Annotated in this window: 22 protein-coding genes; 18 read left to right on the top strand and 4 right to left on the bottom strand. The window is 54.9% G+C overall.

Translation table 11 applies throughout. The annotated features are described in order from the left end of the window. Positions 1–64: 64 nt before the first annotated feature. A complete protein-coding gene (locus RBR25_RS11090; protein ID WP_432819616.1) occupies positions 65–538 on the top strand; it encodes a MaoC family dehydratase in 474 nt (157 codons plus the stop codon). A gap of 74 nt (positions 539–612) precedes the next feature. On the opposite strand, the gene RBR25_RS11085 is transcribed toward RBR25_RS11090, so the two are convergent. Then, positions 613–840, bottom strand: coding sequence for a hypothetical protein (locus RBR25_RS11085; RefSeq protein WP_432819615.1), 228 nt, complete (start codon positions 838–840; stop codon positions 613–615). Between the two features lie 55 nt (positions 841–895). Continuing rightward, positions 896–1,129, bottom strand: coding sequence for a hypothetical protein (locus RBR25_RS11080; RefSeq protein WP_432819614.1), 234 nt, complete (start codon positions 1,127–1,129; stop codon positions 896–898). A 327-nt stretch (positions 1,130–1,456) separates the two neighbouring features. Between RBR25_RS11080 and RBR25_RS11075 the strand changes: the two genes are divergently transcribed. The 6 genes from RBR25_RS11075 (at position 1,457) to RBR25_RS11050 (ending at position 5,459) form a co-directional block, all read left to right on the top strand. Then, complete coding sequence (locus RBR25_RS11075) at positions 1,457–1,888, top strand: acyl-CoA thioesterase (protein ID WP_432819613.1); 432 nt, start codon at positions 1,457–1,459, stop codon at positions 1,886–1,888. 68 nt (positions 1,889–1,956) lie between these two features. After that, positions 1,957–2,232 (top strand): type II toxin-antitoxin system Phd/YefM family antitoxin, encoded by a 276-nt coding sequence (locus RBR25_RS11070; RefSeq protein ID WP_432819612.1) that lies wholly within the window; start codon positions 1,957–1,959, stop codon positions 2,230–2,232. Beyond that, the gene (locus RBR25_RS11065; RefSeq protein ID WP_432819611.1) at positions 2,232–2,558 is read left to right on the top strand and encodes a type II toxin-antitoxin system RelE/ParE family toxin; all 327 of its coding nucleotides are present in this window, start codon (positions 2,232–2,234) and stop codon (positions 2,556–2,558) included. Before RBR25_RS11070 ends, RBR25_RS11065 begins: the two co-directional genes overlap by 1 nt. Positions 2,559–2,642: 84 nt before the next feature. Continuing rightward, positions 2,643–3,341: a type 1 glutamine amidotransferase gene (locus RBR25_RS11060; protein WP_432819610.1), complete on the top strand. Its 699-nt coding sequence runs from the start codon at positions 2,643–2,645 to the stop codon at positions 3,339–3,341. Next, positions 3,332–3,709, top strand: a complete 378-nt coding sequence (locus RBR25_RS11055; RefSeq protein ID WP_432819644.1) for an ATP-binding cassette domain-containing protein — start codon at positions 3,332–3,334, stop codon at positions 3,707–3,709. The genes RBR25_RS11060 and RBR25_RS11055 overlap by 10 nt, the downstream gene beginning before the upstream one ends. Before the next feature lie 205 nt (positions 3,710–3,914). Further along, the gene (locus tag RBR25_RS11050) at positions 3,915–5,459 is read left to right on the top strand and encodes a M48 family metalloprotease (protein ID WP_432819609.1); all 1,545 of its coding nucleotides are present in this window, start codon (positions 3,915–3,917) and stop codon (positions 5,457–5,459) included. Between the two features lie 170 nt (positions 5,460–5,629). On the opposite strand, the gene RBR25_RS11045 is transcribed toward RBR25_RS11050, so the two are convergent. Further along, positions 5,630–6,736 carry a transposase gene (locus RBR25_RS11045; RefSeq protein ID WP_432818877.1) on the bottom strand — a complete coding sequence of 369 codons (1,107 nt, stop codon included), beginning with the start codon at positions 6,734–6,736 and terminating at the stop codon, positions 5,630–5,632. A 160-nt stretch (positions 6,737–6,896) separates the two neighbouring features. On the opposite strand from RBR25_RS11045, the gene RBR25_RS11040 reads away from it, so the two are divergent. Both RBR25_RS11040 and RBR25_RS11035 read left to right on the top strand, forming a co-directional pair. Further along, positions 6,897–7,442: a nitroreductase family protein gene (locus tag RBR25_RS11040; protein WP_432819608.1), complete on the top strand. Its 546-nt coding sequence runs from the start codon at positions 6,897–6,899 to the stop codon at positions 7,440–7,442. A 110-nt stretch (positions 7,443–7,552) separates the two neighbouring features. Continuing rightward, entirely contained in the window at positions 7,553–8,101 is a 549-nt protein-coding gene (locus tag RBR25_RS11035) for a DUF4389 domain-containing protein (RefSeq protein WP_432819607.1), read from the top strand. 149 nt (positions 8,102–8,250) lie between these two features. Here RBR25_RS11035 and RBR25_RS11030 read toward each other — a convergent pair whose 3' ends face one another. After that, positions 8,251–8,799 carry a putative metalloprotease CJM1_0395 family protein gene (locus RBR25_RS11030; protein ID WP_432819606.1) on the bottom strand — a complete coding sequence of 183 codons (549 nt, stop codon included), beginning with the start codon at positions 8,797–8,799 and terminating at the stop codon, positions 8,251–8,253. Positions 8,800–8,986: 187 nt separating this feature from the next. Between RBR25_RS11030 and RBR25_RS11025 the strand changes: the two genes are divergently transcribed. The 9 genes from RBR25_RS11025 (at position 8,987) to RBR25_RS10985 (ending at position 16,480) form a co-directional block, all read left to right on the top strand. Continuing rightward, positions 8,987–9,838, top strand: coding sequence for an HDOD domain-containing protein (locus tag RBR25_RS11025; RefSeq protein ID WP_432819605.1), 852 nt, complete (start codon positions 8,987–8,989; stop codon positions 9,836–9,838). A gap of 11 nt (positions 9,839–9,849) precedes the next feature. Beyond that, the gene (locus tag RBR25_RS11020) at positions 9,850–10,629 is read left to right on the top strand and encodes a prepilin peptidase (RefSeq protein WP_432819604.1); all 780 of its coding nucleotides are present in this window, start codon (positions 9,850–9,852) and stop codon (positions 10,627–10,629) included. A gap of 229 nt (positions 10,630–10,858) precedes the next feature. Then, entirely contained in the window at positions 10,859–11,056 is a 198-nt protein-coding gene (locus tag RBR25_RS11015; RefSeq protein WP_432819603.1) for a helix-turn-helix transcriptional regulator, read from the top strand. A gap of 84 nt (positions 11,057–11,140) precedes the next feature. Further along, positions 11,141–12,199, top strand: a complete 1,059-nt coding sequence (gene pilM, locus RBR25_RS11010; protein ID WP_432819602.1) for a type IV pilus biogenesis protein PilM — start codon at positions 11,141–11,143, stop codon at positions 12,197–12,199. Next, positions 12,196–12,759, top strand: a complete 564-nt coding sequence (locus RBR25_RS11005) for a PilN domain-containing protein (RefSeq protein WP_432819601.1) — start codon at positions 12,196–12,198, stop codon at positions 12,757–12,759. The genes pilM and RBR25_RS11005 overlap by 4 nt, the downstream gene beginning before the upstream one ends. Before the next feature lie 11 nt (positions 12,760–12,770). Then, a complete protein-coding gene (locus tag RBR25_RS11000) occupies positions 12,771–13,385 on the top strand; it encodes a type 4a pilus biogenesis protein PilO (RefSeq protein WP_432819600.1) in 615 nt (204 codons plus the stop codon). Continuing rightward, positions 13,382–13,918, top strand: a complete 537-nt coding sequence (locus RBR25_RS10995) for a pilus assembly protein PilP (protein ID WP_432819599.1) — start codon at positions 13,382–13,384, stop codon at positions 13,916–13,918. The genes RBR25_RS11000 and RBR25_RS10995 overlap by 4 nt, the downstream gene beginning before the upstream one ends. 1 nt (position 13,919) lies before the next feature. Continuing rightward, positions 13,920–16,127 (top strand): type IV pilus secretin PilQ, encoded by a 2,208-nt coding sequence (gene pilQ, locus RBR25_RS10990; RefSeq protein WP_432819598.1) that lies wholly within the window; start codon positions 13,920–13,922, stop codon positions 16,125–16,127. Positions 16,128–16,162: 35 nt separating this feature from the next. Then, positions 16,163–16,480 (top strand): hypothetical protein, encoded by a 318-nt coding sequence (locus RBR25_RS10985; protein ID WP_432819597.1) that lies wholly within the window; start codon positions 16,163–16,165, stop codon positions 16,478–16,480. Positions 16,481–16,598 lie beyond the last annotated feature (118 nt).

Raw genomic sequence — 16,598 nt, 5'->3', positions numbered from 1 at the left:
GGGGTTCAATTAGCTGATTGATTACGAATTACTCACTGGGGGATGCCCCGGAGAAGGAGGAGAGATGGCTGCCGATGAACTGCTGACCTTTCTGCAACTGCGACTGGGGGAGGAAATTCACGTCGGACCCTGGCTGACCATTACCCAGGAACGGATCGACCGGTTCGCCGAGGTGACCGGCGACATCCAATGGATCCACACCGACCCCGAGCGCGCCGCCAAGGAATCTCCCTATGGTACGACTATTGCTCACGGCTATCTGACCCTCTCGCTCCTCCCGTACCTTACCGAGAGCAATCATCCCGATTTCTTTCAGAAGAACTATCCCGGGATGCGCATGCGCGTCAATTACGGCACCAACAAAGTCCGTTTTCCCGCGCCGGTGCGGGTGAATGCCCGCATTCGCGCCCGCACGGTGCTTGCCGCCATCGAGCCGATCGGCGAGGCGGTGCAGATCACCTACCGGATTACCGTCGAGATCGAAGAAGAGGAGAAACCGGCCTGCGTTGCCGAATTTCTCGCCCGGGTCTACCCCTGATCCCGACCGCAGCTTAACGAAAAAGCCGAAGTTTTCGCTTCGGCTTTTTCGTATCGAACCATCGGATTTTGGTTTTATTTGCTGACGTGCGATACCACGTCGGTGCCCGTCACGCCCTGGACGATACCGACCAGCAGCATTAGAGCCGGGACCAGTTGGGTGGCGACGATCAGGCCGAGAAAGCCGAGGAACAACCAGATCAGCAAGCCTCCGCCGGAAGCGGCGCCGGAAGCGGCGAAAGCGGAAGTGGCGACGGATGACAGGATAGCGGTGGCGACGGCGATGCGGGCGATGGCTTTCATGATGTCCTCCTCTATGAAGAATCGTTGGGTGCGTAGAGTCTAAGATCGATGCGGATTACTTGTGGGTCTGTTCAGCGGTTTCCTCGCGGGGAGCCATGACCCCCTTGACGATGCCGAACATCACCAGCAGGGCCGGGATCAGTTGGGCGGCGATAATGACACCACAGAAGCCGAGGAAAACCCAGATCAGGATGCCGCTGCCGTTGGCGTTGCCGGAGGCGGCGAGGGCGGAAGTGGCGACGGATGACAGGACGGCGGTGGCTGCGGCGATGCGGGCGATGGCTTTCATGATGTCCTCCTCTTAGGTTCTATGGTTATCGGGATACCGTTTGTTTTGCTTTTGTCTTTCATATGTAGCGAGGAGCATGCCAGTCTTGGAAATTTTTCCATAAAAATACATAACACAATGATATCATTGAGGAAAAATTTTTGAAAGCAATATATTGGCGGAGCAGGGGAGGGGTAGAGTGTATTGAATAAATATACGTTCTTTTTTTATTTTACTTTAATTAAATCACGGCAAAAATAATATAAACACTCGGAAACGTTATGAAGTTGTTTTGAAATTGGTTGTATATAATTATTATGCATAGCGTATGGGCAAAGAGGAAATGTCATGAAAAAATATACAGCACGGCTGGAGTTTCAAGTCCGGGACTATGAATGCGACATGCAGGGGGTGGTGAACAACGCGATCTATCAGCATTACCTCGAACATGCCCGGCACGAATTCCTCAAGACCCTGGGCATTGACTTCGCCGAACTGACCCGGCGCGGCATCAATCTGGTGGTGGTTCGCGCTGAACTCGACTACAAAGCCTCGCTCACCAGCGGCGACCGTTTCTGGGTCGGTACCCGTCTGGAACGCATCTCGCCGGTGCGTTTCGCCTTTATGCAGGACATCTACCGCGAACCGGATCTCAAACTTGTCCTTTCGGGAAAAGTCATCGGCACCGCTCTCAACGAACGGGGCCGCCCGAAAATGCCCGAGGAAATCGCCCGGCTGTTGGCGGCGGGGGAGGGATTAGAAAAGGTTGGCGGAAATTGAAGTCGCTCGTTTGATTGCTATCGGATCTTTTATGGTCTATATTTGGTCTTGTCGAAAGGAGGCGCGCCATGAAGTTGTCCAGCCGGATTAAGCCGATCAGTTATTTGAAAGCCAACGCCGCTGAAATCGTTCGCAACCTCGGCGAACGGCGGGAGCCGCTGGTCATCACCCAGAACGGTGAGGCCAAGGTCGTCATCCAGGATATTGAAAGTTATGAACAGACCCAGGAAACGATGGCCATGCTGAAAATCCTGGCGCTTGGCAACCGCCAGATCGAGGGGGGGCGGGTGCGGCCCTTAGCCGAAGTCGTCGCCCGCCTGCGCGAACGGCCTGAGTCGCCCTGATGGCTTTCGCGGTGTTGTTGACCGATGACGCGGCGGGAGACCTCGGTGACCTCTACGACTATATCGCCCGGCACGATCTTCCGGAAAAAGCGAATTATGTTTTGGCTCGGATCGAAGTCGCCCTCGCCGGCCTGAGCGAATCCCCGGAACGCGGCGCCTATCCGAAAGAACTGCTGGCCTTAGGCATTCGCGAGTACCGCGAAATCTTCTTCAAGCCCTATCGCATCATTTACCGTATTGTCGAAAACAACGTCTATATTCTCCTGATTGTCGACGGACGCCGGGACATGCAGGCCCTTCTGCAACGGCGTCTGCTCGGAGCCTGACGGAAGCTTGCCCCTCGCCGGACCTTGCCGGGGATTTTATCCGGGTCCGTCTAGATAGTGTTAGTCATAAAAGGAAGATTCGAAATGCGTGCTCATTACTTACAGCATGTACCGTTTGAAGGCTTAGGCAGTATCGAACTCTGGCTTCAAAACGCAGGTTATGAAATATCAAACACACAATTCTTTCGTTCTAATGCTCTCCCTGAAATAGAAGACATTGATTTCCTTGTTGTTATGGGGGGCCCGATGAGCGTCAACGATGAACAAGAATACCCTTGGTTAGTAAATGAAAATGAATTTATCAGAAACACTGTTGAATCAGGAAAGCCCGTTCTTGGTATTTGTTTAGGTGCCCAACTCATTGCTAAGTCAATGGGAGGTAAAGTCTTTCCAAATTCAGTGAAAGAAATTGGTTGGTTCCAAATTGAAGGAGTTGAATCTGAAATCTCCGTATTTCAGTTCCCACAAGAAACTGAAGTGTTTCACTGGCATGGTGAAACTTTCAGCCTGCCAAAGGGCGCTGTTCAAATAGCAAAAAGTAAAGGTTGTGAAAATCAAGCTTTCCAAATTGGCAGAAATGTAATCGGGTTGCAGTTCCACTTGGAAACTACACCATTATCCGCACAAGCAATTGTCGAGAATTGCAGAGATGAACTCGTTGATGGTGAATACATCCAATCAGAGGCAGAGATTTTGTCGACCCCTCAAGAGCGCTATTCATCAATAAATAGCTTAATGGGTAGAGTTCTTGAGTACTTACGAGTAAATAATGTCTGGCGTTAGGTTTTGGAGAAAGATGTTTCCACCTGAAAACTCGCTTAAATCTTCACTTTAATCTGGTTTCTTACCTGACCGCCTTGGAAAATGTCATACTGCCGCTGGCGGTGAAGAAGCTGACCACAGGGGAGAAACGGGAGCGGGTTCTGCAGGTGCTGGAACTGATCGGCCTGAAGGCCCGTGCCGGCCTTTTCTCCGGGGAACTCTCCAGCGGCGAGCAGGAGCGGGTGGCCATCGCCCGCATCCTGGTCAACCGGCCGCCGCTGATTCTGGCGGATGAGCCGACGGGTAGTCTCGACACGGCTCCCGCCGCGTCGATCATGGCGCTCTTCTCCGTTGAGTTCGGCGAAGAGCGTACCGCTTTCGCAAGCTAGGCACAACCGAGCTTTCGTGAAAACCCCTGCCCACGGCCTCTTAGCCGGGGATAAACGTCCTCCATCGTCCTCCCCGATAAACTTGCCCGATTCGCAGGACGCTCTGATCCCTCTGTGGTTTCCTCTCCTTGAAATCCCCCCTCGGCTGTGATAACAAGGCCGCAAGAACATGTGATTCTCTGGTTGCGACAGGAGGGAAGGGACGATGACCAGATATTTAATTGTTGTAACGATTGTTTTGGCGGTGCTCTCCGGTTGCGCCGTTAATCCGGTGACCGGCAAGAAAGAATTGCGGCTGGTTCCCGAATCGACCGAAATCAACCTCGGCGCTGAACAGTACGCTCCGAGCCGGCAGATGCAGGGGGGGGATTACACCGTTGATCCGGCTCTTTCCGCCTATGTCGCTGGTGTCGGCAAGCGCCTGGCGGCGGTGAGCGATCGGGGTTTGCCCTACGAGTTCACGGTCATCAACGATTCAACTCCCAACGCCTGGGCGTTGCCGGGAGGGAAAATCGCCATCAATCGCGGGCTCTTGGTCGAACTGAAAAGCGAGGCGGAGCTGGCGGCAGTGCTCGGGCATGAGATCGTTCACGCGGCGGCCCGCCATAGCACCCAAGGGATGGAGCGTGGCATGCTGCTTCAGGGGGTGATGCTTGCCACCCAGATCGCCTCGGCCAACAGCGAGTTCGCCAATCTCGCGGTGGGGGGCGCGGCGGCGGCGAGTCAGCTGATCACTCAGAAGTACAGTCGCGACGCCGAGCGGGAAGCCGACTATTACGGCATGAAATATATGTATAAAGCCGGTTACGACACCCAGGCCGCGGTCGAGTTGCAGGAAACCTTCGTGCGGCTTTCCGAGGGGCGCAACCCGGATTGGCTCTCCGGTCTTTTCTCCAGTCATCCGCCGTCGATGGAGCGGGTGCGGGCCAACCGTGAAGCCTTGAAGGAGTTTCCCCCCGGCGGCGATCGCGGCACGGAGCGTTACCGGCAAAAGATCGCCGGCCTGCTTAAAAGCCGCGAGGCCTACTCCGCTCATGACCAGGGCCGCGAGGCCCTGAAAAAAAAGCAGCCGGCCCAAGCGCTGGCCCTGGCCGAGAAGGCCCTGGCGATCGAGCCCCGGGAAGGGCTGTTTCATGCTCTGCGCGGTGATGCCCAGTATGCCCAGGGGCGCTATCGGGAAGCGGAGGCCAGTTATAATGACGCTCTGGCACGTAACAGTGACTATTTTCATTTTTACGCCAAGCGTGGCTTGGCGCGGGAGAAGCTGGGTCGGCCGGATGCCGCCCGGGCCGACCTGGAAAAGAGCGTGAAACTGCTGCCGACGGCGACGGCCCTCAATTTCCTGGGAGAAATGACCCTGGCCCAAGGGGATCGGAACAAGGCCAAACAATATTTCGCTGCCGCCGCCGGCTCCAACTCCCCCGAAGGAAAATCCGCCGCCGGTTCCCTGGCGCGCCTTGATCTGGCGGACAACCCCCAAAAATATCTGAAACTGCGTCTGGGGCGCGACGCCGCGGGTTATCTGATTGCGGAGATCTCCAATCCCACCGGCCTGCCGGTGACCGCCATTCGCTATCAGGTACAGTATGCCGATGCCGGGGGGAGACGACGCCAGGCGACCTTCGATCTTTCCGGAACCCTGGCTCCGGGTCGGGGGGTACGAGTGAAGACCGGGATTGGTCCGTTGAGCGATCGAGCCGTTCAACAGGGTGTGCGCGGGGCTGTTATCCGGGCAAAAATTATCGAATGAACAGGATGAGCCTCTTGCAAAAGTGTTGGCCTGGCGACAACAAGCTTCCGCCAAGGGTTGATTCCACCTTATTTTTGTAAAAGCAACCAACAGAGGGCATCCTGCGAAGGCATTTTCCCCGACTTCGGGCGGACTGCTCCCTTATTGACCCTTTTCTTGGTTTTTGGCAATCAGCAACCAGTGACTTTGAGTAACTGATCGGCAAACAGGGCAATGATGCCGAACATCAGATGCATCATCACCTTGTCGGCTCCGCGAACCTGAACACAGCGGCCACCGAATTCGTCCTTGAAACGGCCATTGCACCGCTCGGCTACCGTCCGTTCATTGTAACGAACCGCTTCATGCGGGGCCATCGGAACGATCTCGTGGCCGCGAGGGTTTCGATCGATAATCGGAACATGCCCAAGCTCTCTGCTCTGTTCCCAGATCTGAGCTGCGTCGTAGGCTGCATCCATCAAGTCGTAACAGGAGGTGACCTTGCTGCTGGTCAGTTTCATCAACGGAATCGCCACTTGGCTGTCATGCACCGAAGCGGACGTCAATACCGCACTTAAGGGGAGGCCACAGTCGCTTACATCCAAATGCAGCTTGAATCCGTTCCAGGTCTCCGTATACCCCTTGGCGTTTTTCTTGACGCCACGATCGCAGACCTTGGGCAGTTTGGCGATGGCCTCCTGCGCCGTTTGGGTGCGTTGAACATCAAGCCGCTTCGGCTCGGCAGGCGGCCGGTTCTCTCCTTTTGTCGGCCGTCCCTTTTTCTTGGCAACCTTGGGAGCCTTGATCTTCTTCGTGGGTTTCTCCCGTCCGGTGATGGCCGTCGAGTCCCGGCTGACGTGGCCAATCAGTTCCGTGCTGAGATGTTCCCTCACCAAAGCATCGTGAATCACGGTCCCCAAGCTGGCCTTAGCATATTCGGCAAAGGCCCGGGAAAAGGTCGCTTCCGAAGGAACATCCTGTCTCTTGCTGAACCCGCAGATCATCCGCAGATTCGGGGTGCTCAGCAGGGCGTGGCGCAAAGAACTGGTGTGCTGATAGCGCAGAGCGGACTTAGCAATAAACGCTCTGGCAAGAGCTTCCCGCTCTTTCAACCGCCGTCCTAGCCATTGTCGCTTGGCACTGACCGGCACATACTTTTCAATTTGGACCAGCTCAAGGATCTTGACCAAATGCTTCTCCGGTTCTGTCATTGGACCGGGCAAGCATTCATCAAGATAAGGGAACAAACTTTGCTGTACTGTTCCCATCAACCATGATATTTTTTCCTTGAGCTTCATGGGCATCTCCTGATTATTATTTGGCGTCGTAACCTAATAATATCAGACTGTTGCCCCTGAAGCTCAACTTTTTTGTCGTCTAGTTATCTGTATTCAAAAAACTGCATAAGCTTTTGCAAGAGGCTCGGATGTTAAGAATTACTCTTCAAGTGAGGTGACAATGCTTCTCGACCTGTTGCGGCAACGCCGCAGTATCCGCAAGTTTCAAACGACACCGGTGCCTCCGGAAGCGACCGTGCAATTAGTGGAGGCGATGCTCCGTTCTCCTTCCTCCCGGGGGTTCGATCCCTGGCATTTCGTCGTCGTCGATGATCCGGCGCTGCTGAAACAGTTGGCCGCCGCCAAGGAGCACGGTTCCGCCTTTCTTGCCGAAGCTCCCTTGGCCATCGTCGTCTGCGCCGACCCCTCCCTCTCCGATGTCTGGATCGAAGACTGCTCCATCGCCTCGGTCATCCTTCATCTGACCGCCGCCTCCCTGGGGCTGGGAAGCTGCTGGGTGCAGATTCGCCAACGTCGTCACGATGCCGCTCTTGGCGCCAACGACTATCTGCTGAAACTTCTTGATCTGCCCGAATCCTTCCAGGTCGAGGCGATTATCGGGATCGGCTACCCCGCCGAGGAGCAGGCTGCCCATCCCCGTGAGTCCCTGCATTTCGACCGTGTGGCCCGGAATCGCTACGGCCGTCCCTGGAACGAGCAGGGGTAGATGCCCGCTTTTTGCCGATCCGCGCCGCTCTCTGTTTGAAAAAACTAACGGGGAAAGGTATGCTGTCCCGGCCGTTTCGCCGGCATATCATATTTTTCTGGGAGGGCAACATGACGGATTCGCACGAAATCATCAGATTTATCGACGACTATCTGCGCGAGCATGACCTGGAGGGATTGGCGGTCGCGGAAGCCGCCCGGCTTCTGAATGACGCCGGTTTTTTACTGGACGACGGGCAGAATCCCGGTGAACCTTTGCGCAAACTGCTGCGTGAGGGGGGAATTCCCCACGCCCGCAAGGAGCAGGGGCGCTGGTTCATCCCGGCCTCCAGCGCGATTGCGAGCGAGGAACCCGAGGCCGTTGCGGCGGTCGCCGGCGTGGGACGCCTGAAAATTCTGTTGCGTCTGCTTTACGCTTTTCTCTTTCTTCTCGTCTTCGAGATCCTGCGGCTCATCGTGCAGGTGACGGTTCTGGGGCAGTACCTCTATCTGCTGGTGGTCGGCACTTCCTGCGAGCCGCTACGTACATTCGGATCTCGGGTAGCGGACTATTCCTATCGGGTTATCCGCTACTTGACACTCAATGAAAATGAGCGCCCCTATCCCTTCACGCAATTCCCTGGGGAGATCGAGCCGCCGGAGCCGAAACTCCGGTTCTGAGAAAACACAGACAGCCTGTTCGGGAAAATCCGGACAGGCTGGTTTTTCAGTAAAAAAAGAGGTCAGGCGTAGAGACGGATAGAGCGGGTGGCGGTGGACGGCGGATTCTGTTCGGAAGACTCCTGGAGGGTAGAGGGTTGCTCGTTCCCTTACTCCCGGCTTCGGATGCTCTTCGGCTTCTGGGAGACCTCTTCCCGTCGCAGGGCCTGTAACTCGGATTGAGCTTTCATTTCCATGCGTGTGGCGGCGGCCGCTACCTGTCGATCCTGGGGAGAGGGGTCGGCGGGGGCGAGGGCGGCGGCGCGTACCACCCGTGCCTTCTGGATGCTCGCTTCCGGATCGCCGGAGACCGGCGAAACATCGATGGGGACTTCCCCGGCTACCGCGTAGCGTTTGCCGTCCGGACCCTGTTTGTAGCTGTAACTCGGGGCCCCGGCGTATTGTCCGCCGGCGGCGGAGTGGGCCGCTTCATGGGCACGTACCTGCCGGTCGATGCGGGCCAGTTGCAGAATTTGTTGCGCTTCGCGGCTGATGGTGACCTTGTCTTTGGCCGAAGAGGGGGAATTCTCGGAGGATTCGCTTCCGTCCTCCCGGCGGGAAGCCGCATATGAATCCTGTGGTTCTTCGGTCGCGGAATTTCGGGGATATCCCGCCAAGGGATTGATCGAATAGGTTGTCGCTTCGCTGATTTCCGCCATGGGCGAGCCTGCCGTTTCGGTGAGCGTTTTCTTACACAATACCCTCGTTTACGGGTTGAGATCAAGGGGCGACAGAGAGATTTTTGTTTTTCGACAAGATCAATCGTGCAGATGGGAGCAAAGTTTGCATGGCAGCTTTATTGCATCATCAGATGCCATGTGATGATAATTTTCGAGGGAGGATCCCGTGACCGATAAACTCTGCGAAATCGTCGAGGCGATGTACAATCTGCCGCCCATGCCGGCAGTCGCCGCCCGTGTTCTCGAGATGTTGCAATCTCCCGATTCCTCTGCGGAATCCCTGGCCGGACTGATCGCTTGCGATCCCATTCTGGCCGGGCGGTTGCTCAGTATGGCCAACTCCGCTTTCTATGGCGTGCGCAACGAAGTCTCTACGCTCTCGCGGGCGGTGGTGATTCTCGGGGAAGAAGCTTTGCGCAGCCTGGTTTTAACCGTTAGCCTGAAATCCCTTGGCAGCGATCCCAGCCCGATTCATAAACGTCTTTGGGAGGATGCTGTCGGTTGCGCTCTGGGGGGCCAGCTGGTTGCGCGGACCTTTTCCTCCAGTAATGCCGAAGAGGCTTTTCTTGCCGGGCTGTTTCGGCATATCGGCAAGTTGGTGATGAACGATTTCGATCCCTCTAAGTATGAGCGACTGCTGGCGTTGGTCGATGCCGGTGAGGCGGATGCGGAGTCCCTTGAGAAGGAATGGTTTCATTTCCCGCATGCCATGATCAGCGCCGCCGTTCTGGAAAAATGGCAGTTCAACCCCACCTACATTCAGGCGATCCTGCATCATGATCACCTCGATTTTTCTCCGGGCGTCTACCCGGCGGCCTATCGCCTGGCGGCGACGGTGAATGTTGCCGACAGTCTCTGCCGTGCTCTCGGCATCGGGCAGGTCCAAGCCGATACCGAACTTCGCCTCTCCCAAGTTCCCGGAGCCTTGAGCCTCGGTATTCCCTATGGGCAGATGAAGAAAATGTTGTCTGAGCTGGAGGTGATTTTTCGGGAGAACACCTCGGTATTTTTCGACTGATGGAGATCCCCATGCCGCCGATCTATTATCTGTTTCTCGGTTTCGCCTTCGTCTTCGGCGCGGTGGTCGGTTCGTTTCTCAATGTCTGCATCTATCGCATTCCCGCCGGTGAATCCGTGGTTTCTCCGCGTTCCCGGTGCCCCCGATGCGGTTCCCTGATTCGCTGGTATCAGAATATCCCCATCCTCAGCTGGCTTTTTCTGCGCGGGCGTTGCGCTAATTGTCGGACGAGGATTTCCCCCCGCTATGTCTTGGTCGAAGCCCTGACCGGCCTCCTTTTTGTGCTGGTTCTCCGTGATTTCGGCATTCACTGGGCGACTCCCGTCTTCTGGGTTTTCATCGCGCTGCTCGTTACCATCACCTTTATCGATCTCGACCATCAGATCATCCCCGACGTCATCAGTCTGCCGGGAATCGTGATCGGTTTCGGTGCTTCTTTTCTTCTTCCCTGGGTCAGCTGGAGTGATTCTCTGCTCGGAATTCTGTTGGGCGGGGGCAGCCTCTTCCTGGTCGCCGTTGGTTACGAATTCCTGACCAAGAAAGAGGGGATGGGGGGAGGAGACATCAAGCTCCTGGCCATGCTTGGGGCATTTCTCGGCTGGAAAGCGGTACTGCCGATTATTTTTGTTTCTTCCCTTCTCGGAACCCTGGTCGGAGTGCCGTTGATGCTGGCCAAGGGATCCGACGGCAAGCTGGCGATTCCCTTTGGCCCTTTTTTGGCGGCGGCCGCCGTTATCTGGCTGTTTTGGGGAGAATTCCTGGCCGACTGGTACTTGCAGCGATTTCTCTGAGTCGTCGCCGACAGCGTCCCAAGGTAGGGTGAGGGGAAATTTTTTAACCAGATCTGGTGCCGTATTCGCCGGACTTCCTCATTATCTTGTGGAGTGAGGGAAAAATGGTGAGAATCCGAAAGATTTTCGATATTTATTGAAGTTGAATTGTATTGACTGTGGAGCGTAGTTACCTATACATTACAGATAATTTACCTTAATTCACTTACCATTGGGATGGCTAGGGTTCATGTCCAATCGTGTCAAGGAAATCCGTGAAAGTCTGCTGATGAGCAAGGCTGAACTGGCTCGCAAGGCCGGTGTTTCACCCTTGACCGTTGATCGTATCGAACGGGGGGAATCTTGCCGGATGGCGACGATGCGCAAGATCATCTACGCCCTCGGCTTCGATCTCGTTGACCGGGAACGTATATTTCCTGAAGAATGATGAAAATTGGTACATGTTTTGCTGAAAACTTGGCGCAAGGCATGTGATCGGTTGTTCGTCACCTAACTGGGTCAGGGTCTTTAGATGCTATTCAGGGCCAAAAAAGATGTCGTCGGCATCGATATCGGATCGAGTTCCGTCAAGCTGGTTCATCTACACCAGCTCAAAGGGGGATATGAGTTGCAGACCCTCGGGGTTGCCCCTTTGCCGCCGGAGGCGATCGTCGATAATGCCATCATGGACTCCGGCGCGGTGGTCGGAGTGGTTCGCAACCTGGTGGAGAGTCTCAAGGTCAAGACAAAAAACGTCGCGACTTCGGTCTCCGGGCATTCCGTCATTATCCGCAAGATTCAGGTGCCGGTGATGACCGAAGAGGAGATGGAAGCTTCGATCCAGTGGGAGGCCGAGCAGTACATCCCCTTTGAAATTTCCGAGGTCAACCTGGATTTCCAGATCCTCGGGCCGGACCCGCGGGATCCGGCGTTGATGAACGTGATTCTGGTCGCGGCTAAAAAAGAGTTTGTCAACGACCATGTCGCGGTCTTCAAGGAGTGCGGCCTCAACCCGGTGGTGATGGACATCGACTGTTTTGCCATCGAAAACGCTTTCGAGGTCAACTACGGTTTCGAGGACGACGAAATCGTCGCCTTGGTGAACATGGGCGCTTCGGCCATGAACGTCAATGTGCTTAAGGCCGGCAAGTCGGTCTTTACCCGCGACATCCAGGTCGGCGGTAACATGTATAACGAAGAGATTCAGAAGCGTCTGGGTTTGAACGGAGAGGAGGCCGAGGAGGTAAAGCTCGGCGGAGTACACGAAGAGGTCGATCCCGGTGCCGTTCTGGAAGTTCTCAACGATGCCACCGAGAGCCTTGCCCAAGAGGTGCAGCGTTCTTTCGACTTTTTCTCGGCGACCTCTTCCGATGAAAAAGTACAGAAGCTTTATATTACCGGCGGCGTTTCAAAAACGCCGAACATTCAGGAATACCTTCGCTCGCAACTGGGGATTCCCGTCGAGTTGCTCGATCCCTTCCGCATGATCAAGGTCAGCGACAAGGATTTTGACCCGGAATACATCCAAGCGATCGGACCGTTGTTTTCCGTCGCCATGGGGCTTGCCATGAGGAGGTTGGGCGACAAATGATTCATATCAATCTTTTGCCCAGTCGGGCCTCCCAGAAAAAAGACAAGATGCGTGGCCAGTTGTTGGCCTTACTGCTCGCACTCATTTTCACCGCCGGTGCTTGCGGCGTGGTTTACTCCTCTCTTCAGAACCAGGTCGACGATATGAAGGCGGAGATTGCCCGTAAGGAACAGCGGTTGCAGTCGCTGAAGAAGACTCTGGGTGAAGTGGCCGAGTTCAAGAAGAAAAAAGATGAACTGGTGGGGAAACTCAATGTTCTCGATCAGCTTAAGCAGGCCAAGAGTGGACCGGTCCACCTGCTTGATCAACTGAGTCTTTCTCTCAGTGAAAAGCTCTGGCTCACCTCTTTCAAGGAAGCAGGCGGAGCGATTACCCTCAGTGGTCTGGCATTCAACGAAGAGATGGTGGCGCAGTTTCTGAAAAATCTCGAAGCTTCGCCCAATTACAAAAATGTCGAGCTTCAGGTGATTGAGCAGGCGAACCAGTCGGGTGTTCGAGTCAACAAGTTCAATGTTGTCGCCAAGGTTGAAGCCTCGGCCGCCAAGCCTGTCCAGCGATGAAAGGGTAAGCTATGGATCCGCGGCTCGAAAAAATATTCAAACTTCCCCTCTATCAGCGGATTTTGATTCTTGTGGGGTTGATGTTGGTGTTCGCCGGACTCTTCGTCTATCTCTTGTATCTGCCGTTGTGTGAAGAATTGTCCGGGCTTCGGCAGAAGGACGCATCGCTGCAGAACAAGATTCAGGAAGATCAGCGCATTGCCGACAATCTACCTAAATTCAAGGCGGAATACGAAAAGATGAAGGTTCTGCTCGACGACGCTTTGACGGAACTTCCCAATGAAAAAGAAATCCCAAATCTGTTGACGAGCATTACCGCCCTCGCCAAGGAAAACGGCCTGAATGTCACCATGTTTAAGCCCGGTGCGGAGCGGCCCAAGGGGTTTTATGCCGAGGTTCCGGTGGAACTGAAGATGGTCGGCTCCTATCACGAGGTTGCCTTGTTTTCCGATGCGGTAGCCAAACTGCCCCGCATCGTCAATATCAACAACCTTACCCTGGCGAGCCCCAAGGACGAGGGGGGGCGGATCCTCCTGGCCGTCAATTGCCTGGCCACGACCTTCCGCTTTATTGAGGGGACACCGGCCGAGGCGGGTAAGAATACCGGGAAAGGCGGCAAGAAATGAAGTTCGCCACTGGACTGGTCGGCATGATCGCGCTGGCACTGCTGGCGTCCGGCTGTGGGCAGGAGACTCCCCCCGCGCCTCCGCAGAAGGCGGCGCCCGGCAAGAAGGTCGAGGCCCCCATGCCCAAAGCAGACGCGAAGCCGGTTTCTGAAGAAGAAGAGTTAAAAGCTGCCGAGCCGGTCTTTACTTACGATCCCGCCGGACGGCGTGATCCGTTTGTTCCCCTGATCGAACCGAAAAAACCGATAGCTACCTCGAACGAGCCTCTTACCCCCTTGCAGCAGATCGAACTGGGGGAATTGCGTTTGATGGGGGTGATCGTCGGCAAGGGTGAGCCGATGGCCATGGTTACCGCGCCCGGCGGCAAGTCCTACATTCTCAAAAAAGGGGTCAAGGTCGGCAGAAATAACGGTGTGGTGATTGGTGTTGATAGCGAGGGGATTTCGGTGCGGGAGAAATATTACGATTTCGTCGGGGAAGTTCGGGAAAATCTTCAGAAGATTCAACTTCCTAAGCGGGAAGGAGCGAACTGATATGAAGGATGTCAAGGTCATGATGCAGGCGAACGGACGACGGATCCTGTGGTCCTTTATATTGGTTCTGATCATTTCCGCCTGGGGGGTCGGTTCCCGGGTGGCTGCCGAGCCCGTGCAGGCGGAGAGTTCGGCACTAACCGCGGCAGAAACGCCCGAGCCGGTTACCACTCCCTCGGCGACGGCCTGGCTGGTGAGCGGTGTGGATATGCAACCCGGTCGTGCCGTGTTCGTTACGGAAGGACGGGTAGAGAAATTTCTTCATTTCACCCTGGCCGACCCGGCGCGCCTGGTGGTCGATCTTTACGGCGTACGCCCTTCCTTCAGCGAGCGAGCTTTCGCCGCCCAGAATGGTTTCAGCCAGGTTCGGGTCGGCACTTACCAGGATCGCACCCGATTTGTCTTTGATGCCGCATCTTCCGGCATGCCGAATTATCATCTTGCCCGTCAGGCCGACCAGATCGTCCTGACCTGGGATGGAGGAACCGCCCCTTCCACCGTCCCCACACCATTGGTGGCCTCTCGTGCCGGGGGGCGGGTGGATGTCACCGCCATCAATTTCGCCAAAGATGCGGGCAAGTCTCAACTGGTCATCGATCTTTCCGGCCCTGCCGATATTGAACCGGCGGTCAAGGAAGGGAACCTGATCCGTTTTGATGTCAAGAACGCCCATATCAGCCGCGCGCTGCGTCGGACTTTTGACTCCCATTCTTTTCCCAGTGCCATGTTGCGGGCCACCCCCTATACCGTGATGAACGGTAAGCGACAGGATGTGCGTTTTGCCGTGGAACTCAAAGGGGATGTTTCTTACCAGTTACTTCAACAGCCGAACAAACTGGTTCTGGTGCTGGATGACGGCGGTTTTGCCGCGCCCGCGACACCGGCGCAGGTTCCTTTGCCGGTTCCGGTTGACCTTTCCGCTTCGTCGAATCAAGCGGTTGCCGCGCCCGTCGGGTTTGACGAAGAGCAAGAGCAACCCGTTCTTCCCTTGGAAAAAGAACACGTCTATACCGGAGAGCGGATTCAGTTGGTCTTTGATGATGCGGATTTGCGCGACATTTTTCAGCTGATCGCCGAGGTGAGTGATCTGAACATCATCGTGTCCGACGATGTCAAGGGTTCCGTTACCCTGCGTCTTGTCGATGTCCCTTGGGACCAGGCCCTTGATCTGATTCTGGAAACCAAGAATCTCGGCATGCTCAAAAAAGGGAACGTGGTGCGGGTTCTGCCCAAGGATCAGATCCGGTCCATGGAAGAGGCCAAGTTCACCGCCGCCCGTAACAAAGAAAAGCTCGAAGATCTGATCACTGAAGTTGTTCCCGTCAGTTATACCGATTTGAAAAATGTTGAAGCTCCCTGCAAGGAATTGATGACCGAACGTGGGAAAATCACGATTGATAACCGTAATAAACAGTTAATTGTCACCGATATCCCCAGCGTTATTGATTTGGTGAAAAAACTTATCGTCATTCTCGACACCCCCGAACGCCAAGTGATGATCGAAGCCAGAATCGTTGAGGCGTCGGCCAATCTTGGAAGGGATTTGGGGGTTGCCTGGGGTCTTGTACATAAAGACGAGGAGGCTTATGACGGTCTGACCGATTTTAGCATCGCCGGCGGGGGGGGGTTTCTTATTCCCCCCGATGTCAGTTCCACTGCCGGCGTGGGTGGGTTGGGGTCAGCGCTGACTTTTGGTCGGACCTCTTTGGACAGTACCGTGCTGGATATCAAATTGGCGGCGTCGGAGTTGGACGGTAAGGCTAAAATCATTTCTCGGCCGAGGGTGACCACTTTGAATGGAGAAGTCGCCAAGATTTCTCAAGGTTCTCAGGTTCCTTATTCAACCGTCAGTGATCAGGGTACCAATATCGAATGGAAGGAAGCCGCCCTGTCACTTGAGGTGACGCCTGTCATCAACCCCGACAATTCCATCATTCTGGAAATCAAAGCGACCAATGATACTCCGGATTTCCAGATAGCGTCTGATAACCCCCCTATTAATACAAAATCCGCTGAGACCAAAGTATTGGTGAAAGACGGAGAAACGACAGTCATTGGTGGGGCTTATATCGAGAGTGAAAGTGACGGTGAAAAGGGTATTCCTTATCTAAAAGATATACCCTTTATCGGAAATCTCTTCAAAAGTACAACTTTGGATAAATCTCGCTCAGAGCTGCTTATTTTTGTTACCCCGAGAATCGTAAGATAGTTGTTCGAAATTTTTTTGCTCGAAAGGAACTCGCTGTGACTAATTTGTTCAGGTATGCGCTTATCATTTTTGCTCTTGGGTTTTTTGGTTGTGGTAGTGGCGGGGGAGGGGGCGGTAGCGCCACTCCAGTGACAACGGAAACTGTATCGGCGATTGAGTTGTTGGCGGTCGCTCCAGTTGTAGGTACAAATGAAGCGACCGAAATTACTGTTCGATTGTACAATGCGAGTGGCCAATTGTTTAGTGGTCAGAAAACAGTAATATTTGCCGTTGATAATCCGGCACTTGGTTCTATTCAATCTAGCGTTTCAACAGCAACTGGTTTGGCAACTGCTATATTCACCTCAACCTGAATCCGTGAGCTCTTCCCCCGTACCTCGGGTTTCCCCTTTCTGAGGGGCGAATTCGGGGGCATGAATTGTGGCGTGAACTAAAAACGGCCTCCTGGGTTCCGCTACATGCGACGATCTT

The sequence above is a fragment of the Trichloromonas sp. genome (genome assembly GCF_034006665.1).
Lineage (GTDB): Bacteria > Desulfobacterota > Desulfuromonadia > Desulfuromonadales > Trichloromonadaceae > Trichloromonas.
This window is presented reverse-complemented; position numbering and strand designations above follow the sequence as displayed.

Bases quoted from the DNA above. Each gene is read 5' to 3' on its own strand.
- RBR25_RS11040 (WP_432819608.1), top strand. From the start codon at position 6,897: ATGCTTCTCGACCTGTTGCGGCAACGCCGCAGTATCCGCAAGTTTCAA.
- RBR25_RS11000 (WP_432819600.1), top strand. From the start codon at position 12,771: ATGGATCCGCGGCTCGAAAAAATATTCAAACTTCCCCTCTATCAGCGG.
- RBR25_RS11070 (WP_432819612.1), top strand. From the start codon at position 1,957: ATGAAGTTGTCCAGCCGGATTAAGCCGATCAGTTATTTGAAAGCCAAC.
- RBR25_RS11075 (WP_432819613.1), top strand. From the start codon at position 1,457: ATGAAAAAATATACAGCACGGCTGGAGTTTCAAGTCCGGGACTATGAA.
- RBR25_RS11085 (WP_432819615.1), bottom strand. From the start codon at position 840: ATGAAAGCCATCGCCCGCATCGCCGTCGCCACCGCTATCCTGTCATCC.
- RBR25_RS11030 (WP_432819606.1), bottom strand. From the start codon at position 8,799: ATGGCGGAAATCAGCGAAGCGACAACCTATTCGATCAATCCCTTGGCG.
- pilM (WP_432819602.1), top strand. From the start codon at position 11,141: ATGCTATTCAGGGCCAAAAAAGATGTCGTCGGCATCGATATCGGATCG.
- RBR25_RS11080 (WP_432819614.1), bottom strand. From the start codon at position 1,129: ATGAAAGCCATCGCCCGCATCGCCGCAGCCACCGCCGTCCTGTCATCC.
- RBR25_RS11035 (WP_432819607.1), top strand. From the start codon at position 7,553: ATGACGGATTCGCACGAAATCATCAGATTTATCGACGACTATCTGCGC.
- RBR25_RS11060 (WP_432819610.1), top strand. From the start codon at position 2,643: ATGCGTGCTCATTACTTACAGCATGTACCGTTTGAAGGCTTAGGCAGT.
- RBR25_RS11065 (WP_432819611.1), top strand. From the start codon at position 2,232: ATGGCTTTCGCGGTGTTGTTGACCGATGACGCGGCGGGAGACCTCGGT.
- RBR25_RS10995 (WP_432819599.1), top strand. From the start codon at position 13,382: ATGAAGTTCGCCACTGGACTGGTCGGCATGATCGCGCTGGCACTGCTG.
- RBR25_RS11005 (WP_432819601.1), top strand. From the start codon at position 12,196: ATGATTCATATCAATCTTTTGCCCAGTCGGGCCTCCCAGAAAAAAGAC.
- RBR25_RS11045 (WP_432818877.1), bottom strand. From the start codon at position 6,736: ATGAAGCTCAAGGAAAAAATATCATGGTTGATGGGAACAGTACAGCAA.
- RBR25_RS11090 (WP_432819616.1), top strand. From the start codon at position 65: ATGGCTGCCGATGAACTGCTGACCTTTCTGCAACTGCGACTGGGGGAG.
- RBR25_RS11015 (WP_432819603.1), top strand. From the start codon at position 10,859: ATGTCCAATCGTGTCAAGGAAATCCGTGAAAGTCTGCTGATGAGCAAG.
- RBR25_RS11020 (WP_432819604.1), top strand. From the start codon at position 9,850: ATGCCGCCGATCTATTATCTGTTTCTCGGTTTCGCCTTCGTCTTCGGC.
- pilQ (WP_432819598.1), top strand. From the start codon at position 13,920: ATGAAGGATGTCAAGGTCATGATGCAGGCGAACGGACGACGGATCCTG.
- RBR25_RS11050 (WP_432819609.1), top strand. From the start codon at position 3,915: ATGACCAGATATTTAATTGTTGTAACGATTGTTTTGGCGGTGCTCTCC.